At 29.7% G+C, this 12,844-nt stretch carries 15 protein-coding genes; all 15 read right to left on the reverse strand.

Going from position 1 to position 12,844, the window contains the following annotated elements:
* Positions 1-98 precede the first annotated feature (98 nt).
* The 15 genes from AB3G39_RS08820 to AB3G39_RS08890 all read right to left on the reverse strand — a co-directional run bounded on the left by AB3G39_RS08820 (position 99) and on the right by AB3G39_RS08890 (position 12,829).
* Positions 99-836 (reverse strand): MlaD family protein, encoded by a 738-nt coding sequence (locus tag AB3G39_RS08820; protein ID WP_369754022.1) that lies wholly within the window; start codon positions 834-836, stop codon positions 99-101.
* A 23-nt stretch (positions 837-859) separates the two neighbouring features.
* Positions 860-1,639 carry an ABC transporter ATP-binding protein gene (locus tag AB3G39_RS08825; protein ID WP_367770536.1) on the reverse strand — a complete coding sequence of 260 codons (780 nt, stop codon included), beginning with the start codon at positions 1,637-1,639 and terminating at the stop codon, positions 860-862.
* Position 1,640: 1 nt separating this feature from the next.
* Positions 1,641-2,399 carry an MlaE family ABC transporter permease gene (locus tag AB3G39_RS08830; RefSeq protein ID WP_367753628.1) on the reverse strand — a complete coding sequence of 253 codons (759 nt, stop codon included), beginning with the start codon at positions 2,397-2,399 and terminating at the stop codon, positions 1,641-1,643.
* A gap of 110 nt (positions 2,400-2,509) precedes the next feature.
* Positions 2,510-2,968, reverse strand: a complete 459-nt coding sequence (locus tag AB3G39_RS08835) for a PA2169 family four-helix-bundle protein (protein WP_367753626.1) — start codon at positions 2,966-2,968, stop codon at positions 2,510-2,512.
* Between the two features lie 153 nt (positions 2,969-3,121).
* Positions 3,122-3,505 carry a hypothetical protein gene (locus AB3G39_RS08840; protein WP_367753624.1) on the reverse strand — a complete coding sequence of 128 codons (384 nt, stop codon included), beginning with the start codon at positions 3,503-3,505 and terminating at the stop codon, positions 3,122-3,124.
* Between the two features lie 172 nt (positions 3,506-3,677).
* Complete coding sequence (locus AB3G39_RS08845) at positions 3,678-4,571, reverse strand: YihY/virulence factor BrkB family protein (protein ID WP_367770532.1); 894 nt, start codon at positions 4,569-4,571, stop codon at positions 3,678-3,680.
* A gap of 196 nt (positions 4,572-4,767) precedes the next feature.
* Positions 4,768-5,211, reverse strand: coding sequence for a hypothetical protein (locus tag AB3G39_RS08850; RefSeq protein WP_367753620.1), 444 nt, complete (start codon positions 5,209-5,211; stop codon positions 4,768-4,770).
* A gap of 115 nt (positions 5,212-5,326) precedes the next feature.
* Positions 5,327-5,800, reverse strand: coding sequence for a Dps family protein (locus AB3G39_RS08855; protein WP_367770530.1), 474 nt, complete (start codon positions 5,798-5,800; stop codon positions 5,327-5,329).
* 44 nt (positions 5,801-5,844) lie between these two features.
* Entirely contained in the window at positions 5,845-6,057 is a 213-nt protein-coding gene (locus tag AB3G39_RS08860) for a hypothetical protein (RefSeq protein ID WP_367753616.1), read from the reverse strand.
* 60 nt (positions 6,058-6,117) lie between these two features.
* Entirely contained in the window at positions 6,118-6,312 is a 195-nt protein-coding gene (locus tag AB3G39_RS08865) for a hypothetical protein (RefSeq protein ID WP_367753614.1), read from the reverse strand.
* 298 nt (positions 6,313-6,610) lie between these two features.
* Positions 6,611-7,429, reverse strand: coding sequence for an ice-binding protein (locus AB3G39_RS08870; RefSeq protein WP_367753612.1), 819 nt, complete (start codon positions 7,427-7,429; stop codon positions 6,611-6,613).
* Between the two features lie 150 nt (positions 7,430-7,579).
* Positions 7,580-8,014 carry a response regulator gene (locus AB3G39_RS08875; RefSeq protein WP_367770525.1) on the reverse strand — a complete coding sequence of 145 codons (435 nt, stop codon included), beginning with the start codon at positions 8,012-8,014 and terminating at the stop codon, positions 7,580-7,582.
* Positions 8,014-11,430, reverse strand: a complete 3,417-nt coding sequence (locus tag AB3G39_RS08880; protein WP_369769283.1) for a PAS domain S-box protein — start codon at positions 11,428-11,430, stop codon at positions 8,014-8,016. The genes AB3G39_RS08875 and AB3G39_RS08880 overlap by 1 nt, the downstream gene beginning before the upstream one ends.
* Before the next feature lie 15 nt (positions 11,431-11,445).
* On the reverse strand, positions 11,446-12,021 hold the full coding sequence (locus tag AB3G39_RS08885; RefSeq protein ID WP_367757943.1) for a helix-turn-helix domain-containing protein: 576 nt from the start codon (positions 12,019-12,021) through the stop codon (positions 11,446-11,448).
* Between the two features lie 286 nt (positions 12,022-12,307).
* Positions 12,308-12,829 (reverse strand): hypothetical protein, encoded by a 522-nt coding sequence (locus tag AB3G39_RS08890; RefSeq protein ID WP_369754019.1) that lies wholly within the window; start codon positions 12,827-12,829, stop codon positions 12,308-12,310.
* Positions 12,830-12,844 lie beyond the last annotated feature (15 nt).

Raw genomic sequence — 12,844 nt, forward strand, 5'->3', positions numbered from 1 at the left:
TTTAAAAATGAAGTGCTTCTTTATAATTTTTAAAAATCAGTAATGTTTTACTATTTACTTATTAATCGTTAAAAAACAGTTGTTTAAAATGTTTAATCTTATTTTTTTTGTTCAGTATTGATCTTCTCTTTTTTTGCGTTTTCTATTTCTTCGATTTTCTTTTCTTCTGCTTTTTTCTTTTTATTAAAATATCCTTTTAGTAGAAAATTATGTTTTGCCGCTTCCATATTCTCACTCAATCCTTTGGAACCTGTTTGTAGGTTTGTAAGTGTTTTTGTTAGACTGTTAGCAAATTTTTCATCGGTAATTAATTTATTCAAAGCACCATTTCCATTATTCATCTTATAAGTAAATTGAGCAAGCTCATCGGTTATTATGCTAGCATTATCAATACTGGTTTTAAGGCTTCTCATTATTTCATCCATTTCAATGGGGTTTATTGAGGCTATATTATCATTGTCCTTTACTTTGTTTTTTGAAGCAGTACCTGGAGAAATAATAAGTACTTTATCACCCATTAATCCATCTGATCCTATGCTTGCATGGGCATCTTTTTTTATGAATTTTTGCACGTCTTTTTCTATTAATAATCGAACAACAACTGATGTATCTGTTATTAATTGAATCTCACTAACAGTTCCAACGTTTATACCCGAAAAAAGCACATTATTCCCCACTTCTAAACCACTTACATTTTTAAAATGTGAGTTTAAAATGAATGTAGAGCCAAATAAATTTTTTTGTTTTCCAACAAAATAAATAGTGGACGTAAAAGCGACCAATCCTATTAATACAAACATTCCTAATTTCCATGTACTTCCTGATTCCTTTTTCATTCTTAAATTCTTAAATTAACTAATTATATAAAAAAGGAACGAACCCATTCGTCCTTACTGTTTTCTAATTCTTCGTAACTGCCTTCAACATGAATTACTCCATCTTTTAATATTGCAATGTTGTCTGCGGTAAGTTTTGCACAAGCCATATCATGGGTGATAATAATTGACGTTGTATTATTTTTTTTCTTTATCTCTAAAATCAACTCACTAATTTCCCTAGAAGTAATTGTATCTAGTCCAGTAGTGGGTTCATCATAAAGAATAATTTCGGGTTTTAAGATTAGAGTTCGAGCAAGTGCAATTCTTTTTCTCATTCCTCCAGAAAGTTCTGAAGGCATTTTATGAATTGCTTCCGCCAATCCAACACTTTCCAATACATCTATAATTTCCTTTTCTATTTCTTCATCGGTTAAATTTTTCACATGGCGGGTTAAAGTAAATGCAAGGTTTTGTTCTACAGTCATAGAATCATATAAGGCTGAATTTTGAAATAAAAAACCAATTCGAACTCTTATTTTATTTAGTTCCTCTGTTTGCAAATCAAGTATTTCTTGACCAAATACTTTTATTTCTCCTTTATCTGCCTGAACTAATCCTACAATGCATTTTATAGTTATTGATTTTCCAGATCCAGATTTTCCTAGAACGACTAAATCCTTGCCTTTGTTAAGTGTAAGGTTAACTCCTTTTAGAACGGAACTATTTTTTCCAAAAGACTTGTGTAGATCTTTTATTTCAATAAGGGGAGTTGCATCTTTTACGATGACTGGTGTTTCTAAAACTAGGTGCTCTTGTTTCATTCTAAAAAAATAAATCGGTTAATTGAACTGCTAACATGTCTATAATAAAAATAGTTAATGATGCAGTCACGACTGCTGAATTTGCTGCTTTACCCACGCTTTCAGTTCCATTCTCGGCGGTGAACCCTTTGTAACAGCCAATCATTCCAATGAAAAAACCAAAGAAAAAGGTTTTGATTGTTGCAGGAATGATATCAATAAAGGCTAATGAATCGAAAACTTTAGAAACATATCTAAATAGATTTACATCTCCATGCATATTGATTCCTATATAACCACCTAATATTCCAATTCCATCTGCGAAGATGACCAACATGGGAATCATAAGTGTAGTTGCTAAAATACGAGTAACAACGAGGTATTTAAAAGGATTAATTGCTGCGACTTCCATAGCATCTATTTGTTCAGTCACTTTCATAGAACCTAGTTCAGCACCAATTCCAGATGAAATTTTACCTGCACAAATTAATGCAGTTATCACAGGAGCAATTTCTCTAATCAATGAAAGTGCCACCATTCCAGGTAACCAAGATTCAGCCCCAAATTTGGCTAGGGTAGGACGTGATTGAAGCGTAAGTACTAAGCCCATTATAAAACCAGTAAGGGCTACTAAGGGCAATGATTTGTATCCAATAATATAACACTGCTTTATAAATTCTTTAAATTCATAAGGGGGAGCTACAGCTTCTTTGAAAAATTTTGATGCAAATTTTGTTACATCACCTACATCACTAAAGAGGTTCTTAAAATAAATAATCAAAATGGTGGGTGTTATTAAGTTTAATGTTTGGTAATTGAAAAATAGTTATGTTTGAATAAATCATACTGTTTAAGACTCTTCAGATTACATTTGATTTTACTAGATAAATATTATAAACGATGAGAGTGAATGTTTAATGATTTCATTTTGTCATGATCATCATTAATTAAAAAATATTGATTGTTTAGCATCGCCTTTTGTTTATAATTAAGGTTGCCTAGATTACTGTATATTGCTTCATAATAACTTTGAATTATAATAGACTCATTTCGTTCACAGGAATATATTATATTGTTTAAATCAGTATTAAAAACAAATTTTGTAAACTTCAACCAAAAGTGATGAAGCAAAGTATTTTTACTTTTTTCTTCAATTGGTGTGCCTCCTAATTTTATAATTTCTTTTCTAAGTTCTTTTTTACATGCTAGACTCGTTTTTTGAAAACTCATAAATGTTTTTTTCAAAAAAGATTCCTTGCTATCTGTCGATGCCCATTTATATCTTTTAATTCTAGCATTATTGATTACTATAAATGAATTTAATACGCTAATTGCTTTTTCATTATCCATTTTTTTAATTTTTAGTTAGAAATTTTATTTTATAAATAAACATAGGCTTAGTTTTCAATTGAAATTATGTATTATGGTCATTTCATTTCAAGTTATTTTATCCGAAAACCAAAATGACCTGCATTAAATCATTACCATTTATTACTATAAAAATTAGTTGTTTGCGAAATATTTTAAAATAAAATCATGTTGCTGATTCAAACTCATTTTATCAGTTTCTTTAATTTCAATTTTCATTTTTAAGAAACGTTCATCCTCACTTAAAACATCAAAGAATTCCATTTTTGCACATGATGGACCAAATAGAATTATTTGTTTATAATTTTTTATTGCGTCACCTATTTTATTATAATATTCATATAAAACATGTTTTTCTGTGTTTATTAAAACTGTTGCTTTTTTTGAGATTTGTAACTCTTTTTCTTCTATTGAAAATTGTGATTCTATCGTTTTTATTTCAAATGGATTATTTGTAAATTCCATTAAATAAGCAATGGAATGATCCATCCATATACCTAATTTTTTAACTCTTTTCATACCTTTTGCTTTAATTAATTATAGTCTAGCTAATACTTTGTAAAAGGTTAAATTTCAGTATTTTAATTGTAAATTACATTATACAATTTCAACGGAAATTTATATAATTAACGTATGTGTTTCATTGATGAAATAGCAAAAATGGAAGAAATGTTATTTGATTTATAAATAGTTAGTTTGTGCTTGTTATTTTTTTTGCAATTTCAGTAGGTGGCACAACACCGGTGTAAATTTTTGCGTAGGCGGCCGTAAATTCGGCCCCAAAAAACAAAATCATAGAGGAGTAAGAAACCCATAATAAAATTAAAATTACAGACCCCGCTACACCATAAACAGATGCTGGTTCAGCCGTGCTAAAGTAGTATGCTAAAATAGTTTTACCAATTGTAAAAAGGATACCAGTAACTATTGATCCTAACCAAACATGTTTCCATTTTATTTTTGCATCGGGTAAAATTTTGAACATTAGGGCAAAAAGTATTGATATAACAGCCAATGAAAATATAAAATTAATGCAATTGAAAAAAAGAACGGAATAATTATAAGTATATATTCCAATCCAATTTCCCATACTAGAAAGCATTGTAGATATAACTAGAGAAATCATCAATAAAAATGCAATAGCTAATATTAATCCAAAGGAAAAAAAACGTGCTTTCAATATTGTAATTATCCCTTTCTTTGGTAATACTTCCACTTTCCATATTAAGTTCAGCGTTTTTTGTAGTTCAACAAAAACTGCTGTGGAACCAATTAGTAACACTATAACACCAACAATTGACCCTAAAAAACTTGATTTCGTTTCAGTAGATTTAGCTAAAATTTGGCTAATTTGAATGGCAGTTTCGGACCCCATTGTATTAGTAATTTGTTCTAATATATTTTTGTTTACACTTTCTTTTCCAAAGAAATAACCAGCTATAGAAATAATTAAAACTAATAAACCAGGTATACTAAAAATAGCATAATAAGCAATTACAGCACTTTGTCTAAACGGATCTTTTTCATTCCATCCTTCATAAGTTGTTTTCAATAGTTTGCCAGTATGTTTAATATGAAATTCCATGTAGATTCTTTTTTGTAATTGGACTTAAATTGGAATTGTTTTTTAGGGGTTTAATTGATTTAGAACTTCTTTTAAGATATCCTGAAAACGTAAATTTTTGATAGTTTAATTTCAGATAAAAAAAAGGACTGTAGATTAAAACAGTCCTCAATTCAACCAAAAACCAACCAAATCTTTATTTTTTAGACTATTTATTTTAAAAGGTACTTGTTTCCATTATAAGTTGCATTCCCGGATATTGAACACCTGCATTATCCTCTGCAGTTATAAATATTTTCGAAGGCTTGAATGGAGTTACAGTTTCAAAAGAAGCCTTAAGTTTAGAAGATAAAAACTTTGAATCACTTTTTATTTGACCAATATTTTTCACTGAGGAGTCATCAGTCTCCATCCAAACAACATACGCACTTTTTGGAGGCTCAATTCGGTTAACTTCAGCAAGATTTTCCAATTCAATTTTAATCAAGTAATTTTTATTTTCATCTTTTTTTATTTTTACATCTCCACGTGCTGCAGGTACAATGGATGAGGTTTGAAAAGCCACTTTTTTGGCACAAGATGTAAAGGATATTAGTGTCATGAGAGCAAATACACTTAAAAGTATTTTTTTTGAAATTATATTGAATGTAATTTTTTTCATTTTTGTTTATTATTTATGAATGTATTTTTATTTCAAATGGTTGTTTTACTAATAAAAATATTTTCAATTGTTATGATTGGTTATTTACGATGTAAATCTTTGAAAGCTTGTATAATTAACTTAAATAGCGTCTTAATATCCAAGCTGTCGTCTCATGTTCTGTCATTAAGCTTGTTAAAAAATCGGCTGTACCAATATCTTTATTATCTTCTTCAGACTGCTTTATTCCTTTGCGTAGCGCTACAATAACAGTTTCATGGTCATCTAGAAGCTCTTTAATCATTTCTTTTTGTGAAGGATATTTATTAGGCGATTCTTTTAGTTTTGAATGTGCTATAAACTCATTCATTGTACCGATAGTTTTTTCGCCAAGCTTGCTGATACGTTCTGCTACATTATCAATACTTTCTTCTAATTGTTTGTACTGATTTTCAAATAATTTATGAATTTCCATAAAACTTTCACCAGAGACATTCCAATGAAATTTTCTAGTTTTAATATATAATGTCATTTCATCTGCTAAAACGGATGAAAGTAAATCAGTACTGTTTTTTAAATTATCGGCTGTTATTCCTATTTGTGGCTTCATATTGTAAATTTAAATTATTACGTAATCTTGTAATTTGGATTCTATTATTTTTTGTCACGTACTACAAGTAGTACTCCTCCAACAAGTAGAACAATACCTACAATTGGTGACCATTGTACTGGGTGATTTGTTTCTTTATTGATTTCAATAGGTCCAATATCAACTACTTTTTCTTTAGTAATATAATTGAACCCGTTATAAAAAATCATGATTGCTCCAATTACAATTATAAGAATTCCTATGTTTTTTGATTTCATAACCTGTTTTTTAATATTGATTTCGATTCATTAAATAATAAGACTAATTCTTTCGATTAGTTAAGATTCATCTTTTGTTGTTCGTACTAAGCTTATTCCGGCACTAAAAAACACAATACCTAGTACTCCGTAAATAATTAATGCTTTAACATCATTATTACTACCACCTGTATTTGCAAATACAACAGCTGTATAAATAAGAGCTCCAATTCCAAGCGCTGTAAGTAATGCTCCAAAGATTCTTTTAAGATTCATGATTTTATTTTTTTAAGAATTAATAATTTGTTTATATTTTAAATTCGTTTTAAAATACAAATGCTGTTAAAATGAATATGCATTAGTATAAATTTTTAATCTTATTTGACTTGTTAAATATCTAGTGCTAATTTCTATGTCAAAGATAAAGGTCTTGTACCCAGTAAGTTTTACATTATTTTAAATAATACTTTCATCTTTCACACATTTAGAGGTGCTACTATTCCTTTTAAGTAAAGAAAAAGTGCTGTTTATCAGTTGATAAACAGCACTTTTAGTAGTTTAAATAACCAAATGTTTATTGGGGTAATACAACTGTATTCATTTGAAGTGTAACAGCAGTTTGAGCAAGCATTCTTCCGTTAATGGAGGCTCCTGTTTTTAAATTAATACCAGTTTGGCTTAATATATTTCCTTCAAAATGGCTAGTTGTTCCTAGAGTAACTGCACCAGCCGTCTGCCAGAAAATGTTTTTGGCTTGTGCACCTCCAGCTAAAGTAATTCTAACAGCTGAACTCATATTAAGATTTCCTGCAACTTGAAAAATCCAAACATCAGTTGGACTACCTGAGATTGTAATATCAGTTGGGATGTTTAATGTACTTGTCCATGTATATAAACCTGGTGTAAGTGTTTTTCCACCTATACTTCCAGCTCCTAAATTTAGAAAATCGGGATTAATACGACCCGCGGCATTCGTATACGCCGTTTCCATATCACCTACAGCTGTTGTTAATCTGGTTGCATCGGTTATCTTGCATGCAGGACCTGCAGCGTCAACTGAATAAACAGTTCCGGTTACTTCATCACATTTTAAAAGAATAGCAGCTCCTGTAATTGGACTTGCTCCTACATCACCAGTGACCGCGGATTTATAGACATCGGTAATACCTGTTTTTGATAGTATTGCAAAATTTCCTGCAACACCAAGATTTATTGTTTCTAATGTAGCGCTGTTTGTCAAATTTGAGGTTGACTTGTCAGTTGAAGGTATTGGTGTGGTTTTAAAAATTGAATTTGCAACAACAGCTGTGCCTGAATCCGTATCAGTACTACAGCTCGTCATTAATCCAACTAAAAGCACTGCCAAAACAGGAAACATTTTTACTATTTTCATAATTTTATTTTTGAAATGTGACTTATTTATCACATTCCAAAATTCAGTTATTTATATGCTAATTAGTTGCTGTATTGTCGTTAAATGTTGTGAAATTCGAATGTTTGAATGGTTATGGGTGTTTTTAAGATAAAAGAGAATAGTTTTAAATTACATTCTGGCCATATACCAGTTTAATTCTTTTTCAATTCTTTCAAAATGGAAAAAGGCTGTAATGTTTTTTTGAAGGCGTAAAAAAGCAGTTTCGCTTTTTACAACATAATCAAATGCCTTATGGTGCATACAGCTAATGGCTACATCAATTTTATCTTGAGATGATAACATTACTACTGGAATATCAGGATTAAATTCTTTTATTTTATCCAATGTTTCAATGCCATTCATAGCATTTTTATCAATTCCATCCAGATGGTAATCAAGAATAATTACGTCAGGTTTCTTTCCTAAATTGGCAATGCATAGCTCACCAGTTGCAAAAGTTTCAACAATAAAATCAGTGTGATGAAGAAATTCTATTTCTAATGATTTTAAGAAAACGGCATCATCATCTACTAAAAAGAGTTTTATTTTGTTATCGTTTTTCATTAGTTACTATTTTTTATATTATTAAATTCTATTTCTAATTCTTTACAAGATAAGGTACAAATGGTTTCTAGCTCTAAAACCAAATGTCCTATTTCTTCTATATTTTCATGTTCAAGAGCACTATCTTGAACTTTTTTTGCCATATCTTCATACTTTGGGCTTATTCCCATTATTGAAAAGGACGGGATCATCTTATGTACAGAAGCTTTTAACAGTTGCCAGTCTTTGTCTTTTAAGCTTTCTCTCATGGCAGTTATTAATGGGGGTGTTTGCTGTAAATAAGCATCTATCATTGCCATCATTAATTCTGGATTCGATTTAGTCCTAGTTTTCAAATATTCCAAATCAATACTTTTTTGGATATCTTTTGGTTCTAATTCATCTGATTTTAAAGAGGAAGTTTTTTTTACAATACTTACAATTTTGCTATATAATAATCGTTCATCTACTGGTTTTGCAATGTAATCATTCATTCCTACTGCCATGCATTTGGCTAAATCTACAGTGGTAACATCAGCAGTTAAAGCAACAATTGGTATTTGTGAATTCATTGTTTTTCTAATGTATTCGGTTGTCTCAAACCCATTCATTACTGGCATTTGTAGATCCATTAAGATAATGTCATAGGAGTTGTTTTGCAGTTTTTCAATGGCAATTTTTCCGTTTTCGGCTATATCTCTTTCAAAACCAAAATCATCCAAAAGTGTTTTCATCAATAACTGATTCAATGCAATGTCTTCAACTACTAATACTTTTATATTATTAATTTCGGTATCTAGTTCAAGAAATTCGTTATTTACTTCTGCATCAAGGTTTGTTTTTTGGAAGTCCAATGTAAAACTAAATGTAGTCCCTACATTAACTTCGCTTTCTACATTTATAGTCCCACCTTGGGGTTCTACTAATTGTTTTACAATGGCAAGTCCTAATCCGGTACCGCCGTAAATTCTGGATGTTCCACTAGTTGCTTGCTGGAAATTGTCAAATATTGTTGCTATTTTTTCTTTAGAAATTCCAATTCCTGTATCTGTAACCGCAAATTCAATAGTTATGTTTTCTTGGTTTTCATCTATTAGATTGACACTAACTGTAATTTTTCCTTTTGATGTAAATTTTACTGCGTTACTGACTAAATTTAAAATAATTTGATGCAAACGTACTGGATCCCCAATTACTATTGAAGGAATGTTTGAGTCATATTCCTTTACTAATTTTAAATTTTTCTCTTGAATTTTAGTTTCAAAAAGATGAAGCATAGAAGAAATTGATGACTTTAATTTGAATGGTATTTTTTCAAAAGTCATTTTACCTGCATCTACTTTTGCTAAATCAAGAATGTCATTTATGAGAACAATAAGTGCATCACCACTCATTTTTATAGCTGTCAAATACTCTTTTTGTTTTGCTGACAAATCCGTTTTCAAAACTACTTTTGTAAAACCAATGATAGCATTCATAGGAGTCCTGATTTCATGACTCATATTTGATAAAAACTGTTGTTTTGCTTTTACAGCATTTTCAGCAATTAGTGTTGAAAGTTCAGCATTTCTTTTTTCTTCCTCGGCAATTCCTGTAGCTAACTCAGCAAATACTTTGGCTTCAATTAGTTCCGTTTCAATTCTTTTTTGATCCGTAATATCCCTAGCTACTACGACAACACCAAGTACATTTCCTAATTCGTTTTTATAAACGGAACCATTAAATAAAACATCTGTCAATTTTCCTCCTTTGCGACGAAGTGTCAATGGAGAATCGGCAACGGATCCTTTTGCGAAAATTTCTTGATATACTTCTCGAGCCTTTTGTGGTTCTGTGAAATAATCCAAGAAATCAGTACCAATTAGTTTTTCACGATCGATGCCCGTAATTTTCACGGTGGCTTCATTCATATCAGTAATTTTACCTTCTATGTTTATTGTTACCAATGGATCACGACTAGCTTCAATTAAACTCAGAGAATATTGAGAAGCTAATTTTGCAGAGTCACTAAGTGATTTGAGTTCCTCATTTACAATATCTTGTTTTTCTTTCTCTTTATTTTGAAAATCAAGTTCGATACCAGCAATTACAAACTCTGCTGCTCGTTTCTCTTTTTCATCGTTTTGAAAAATCAGCTCTTTATTAGCCAAATATAATTCGGCTGCTCGTTTTTCTTTTTCATCGTTCTGAAATAAAAGCTCTTCATTAGCAATTACTAATTCATTAGCTCTTTTTTCTTTCTCTTCGTTTTGAAAAGCAAGTTCTTCGTTTGCAATTACTAATTCATTAGCTCTTTTTTCTTTCTCTTCGTTTTGAAAAGCAAGTTCTTCGTTTGCAATAATTAATTCATTGGCTCTTTTTTCTTTCTCTTCATTTTGAAATGCAAGTTCTCTATTAGCAATTCGTAAATCCAAGGCCCACTTTTGCTCAGCAATATCTCTCGCTACAATTACAATTCCTAATACAGCTCCTTTATCATCTTTATAAACAGATCCATTAAACAAGACGTCAGTCAACTTTCCGTTTTTATGTCGAATTGTTAATGGGGAATCAGCTACTGAACCTTTAGCGAATACTTCTTGATATACTTCTTGAGCCATTTTTGGTTCTGTGAAATAATCTAAAAAATCGGAGCCAATTAATATTTCACGACTAACTCCAGTTATTTTAACGGTTGCTTCATTCATATCAGTAATCTTTCCATTGATATTTATTGTTACCAATGGATCTTTACTCGCTTCAATGAGGCTAAGTGAATAATTAGATAGTAACTTTTGTGATGTTGTAAATGTTTCTAATTCTTGATTTCTAATTTTTAAATTCTTGACTATTATAAAAACGAGGGTAAATATGACTAAGATTAATAATAATAGTAATAAAAATAGCATTTCAGAATTCTGACGGCTATTTTCATTTTCTATTTTTCTTAGTTTTAAAGAATTATATTCATCATAATTAATGTCTGATATAATATCCTTTATTTCATCAGTAATTATTTTACCGTTTTTAAGAATCGTAATTTTCTCATCGTCATTTAATAAGTTTATATTTCTGTCATCAATTAATTTTTTCAATAAAATTAACTTTTCAGATGTTTTTGACTTTAAGGAATTAACTTGTGATTGTTGTTTTGGATTGTTTTGAGTAAGTATTGACAAAGCTGATAAATTCCTATTCATGGCTTTTACAGCATTGTTGAAAGTTTCTAAGAAAAGGCTATTTTCAGAAATTATATATCCTCTTACGCCAGTTTCGATATCAAGAATATCTAGAAGTACATTATCGTTTTTCCGTAATATTTCCTGTGCTAAGTCAGTGGAGTCACTTGTAGATTTTACTTTTAAATTGTTATAATAAAAAACTGCCAAAACCATTGCTAGTATAATAGCTATAAGAATGGAGTAGAGTTGAAATCTTTTTTCTGAAATTAATTTCATGATGGTTTGGCAACTTTAATTGATGCTATTTGTAATAGTGTTATTTTTAATTCCTACTTCTTCAATTGGGCAACGTCTTTTATCTTTCATGTTTTTAAAGTGAGAAGGGGTAAGCCCAGTGACTTTTTTAAACTGACTGGATAGATGCGCAACACTACTGTATCCCATTTTCCATGCTATTTCAGTGATATTATGTTCTCCATAAATAATTAGTTCCTTAACGCGTTCTGTTTTATGAGAAATGATAAAATGTTCAATAGTTGTTCCTTGAACTTCTGAAAATAAATTAGACAAATAGGTATAGTCGTGATTTAATTTATCACTTAAATAATTAGAAAAGTTTACCTTAATAATTTCATCAGAATGGTGAACCATTTGAATAATTACATTTTTTATTTTTTCTATTAGCATCGATTTTTTATCATCCATTAATTCAAAACCCGAATTAAGTAGACCAGCTTTTAATAGTTCGCGTTGTTCCATTGTGATATTTTCCATCACGTCAACTTCTCCTAAATCAACAAGAATAAAGTGCAATCCAAGTTTTTTCAACTCTTCTTTTACTGCCATTTTACAGCGATTGCTGACCATGTATTTGATATATAATTTCAAATTTTTTAATTTTAAACTAATGAGTAAATTTTGCGCTATTTTATTGAAAAAACTTATATAATAGTAAAAATAAGTTGTATAATTTACTGATTTTTAATGCTAAATAATTTCAATGATTGTAAGGTACGAACAAAGGTGTGTAAATTGTATTTGTAAATAGTAATTTTACTAGAAATTAAATAAGATAAGGGTCAAGTATGTTTCAGTAGCAATTGCTATACCTGAAACATACTTGACCCTTATTTTCCGATAATACGGTATTATTTTATAAAGAAGTTAACTCTTTAGCTGTGACATATTTTCTTTTAACTTTATTATTTGATGATTCAATAAGGGATGTTTTATTATAGGCGGTAAAATTCCCTAATTGACTACTAAATACATTGTAATCTCCTTTTATATTAAACCGTATGGATGCGATATCAGTATTTTTTAGTTTTTCCATTTCTGAATTTGAAAATGAATAATACCCAATTATTGTATTACCATTAACCTCTGAATTCCCTTTGTCTAAACAAGTAATAATGGTATTATCAGTTAAATAAACATAAATAGTTCCTGCAATAATAAATTTGGGATTTGTAGTCTCAACTGCTAATTTGAGGATTCCATTTGTATCCGTTTTTGCAATTTGTACATTTACAAACCCTGTCAAGGCGTAGTTTTCACAGATAAAATTCCATTGACTAGTTGCTTTGTAGCCTTTATGACCGTTAAAAGACATTAATTCTTGACTTGAAACTGTAAATGAAACTAATAATAATAGAACGAGAAGTTTGTTATTCATTGCTTATTGTAAATA

Source organism: Flavobacterium sp. WC2416, assembly GCF_041200095.1.
Lineage (GTDB): Bacteria > Bacteroidota > Bacteroidia > Flavobacteriales > Flavobacteriaceae > Flavobacterium.

Excerpts from the sequence above, each read along its gene's own strand:
- AB3G39_RS08890 (WP_369754019.1), bottom strand. The coding sequence starts at position 12,829 with ATGAATAACAAACTTCTCGTTCTATTATTATTAGTTTCATTTACAGTT.
- AB3G39_RS08860 (WP_367753616.1), bottom strand. The coding sequence starts at position 6,057 with ATGAAATCAAAAAACATAGGAATTCTTATAATTGTAATTGGAGCAATC.
- AB3G39_RS08885 (WP_367757943.1), bottom strand. The coding sequence starts at position 12,021 with ATGGTCAGCAATCGCTGTAAAATGGCAGTAAAAGAAGAGTTGAAAAAA.
- AB3G39_RS08855 (WP_367770530.1), bottom strand. The coding sequence starts at position 5,800 with ATGAAGCCACAAATAGGAATAACAGCCGATAATTTAAAAAACAGTACT.
- AB3G39_RS08825 (WP_367770536.1), bottom strand. The coding sequence starts at position 1,639 with ATGAAACAAGAGCACCTAGTTTTAGAAACACCAGTCATCGTAAAAGAT.
- AB3G39_RS08835 (WP_367753626.1), bottom strand. The coding sequence starts at position 2,968 with ATGGATAATGAAAAAGCAATTAGCGTATTAAATTCATTTATAGTAATC.
- AB3G39_RS08870 (WP_367753612.1), bottom strand. The coding sequence starts at position 7,429 with ATGAAAATAGTAAAAATGTTTCCTGTTTTGGCAGTGCTTTTAGTTGGA.
- AB3G39_RS08865 (WP_367753614.1), bottom strand. The coding sequence starts at position 6,312 with ATGAATCTTAAAAGAATCTTTGGAGCATTACTTACAGCGCTTGGAATT.
- AB3G39_RS08850 (WP_367753620.1), bottom strand. The coding sequence starts at position 5,211 with ATGAAAAAAATTACATTCAATATAATTTCAAAAAAAATACTTTTAAGT.
- AB3G39_RS08845 (WP_367770532.1), bottom strand. The coding sequence starts at position 4,571 with ATGGAATTTCATATTAAACATACTGGCAAACTATTGAAAACAACTTAT.
- AB3G39_RS08880 (WP_369769283.1), bottom strand. The coding sequence starts at position 11,430 with ATGAAATTAATTTCAGAAAAAAGATTTCAACTCTACTCCATTCTTATA.
- AB3G39_RS08820 (WP_369754022.1), bottom strand. The coding sequence starts at position 836 with ATGAAAAAGGAATCAGGAAGTACATGGAAATTAGGAATGTTTGTATTA.
- AB3G39_RS08840 (WP_367753624.1), bottom strand. The coding sequence starts at position 3,505 with ATGAAAAGAGTTAAAAAATTAGGTATATGGATGGATCATTCCATTGCT.
- AB3G39_RS08875 (WP_367770525.1), bottom strand. The coding sequence starts at position 8,014 with ATGAAAAACGATAACAAAATAAAACTCTTTTTAGTAGATGATGATGCC.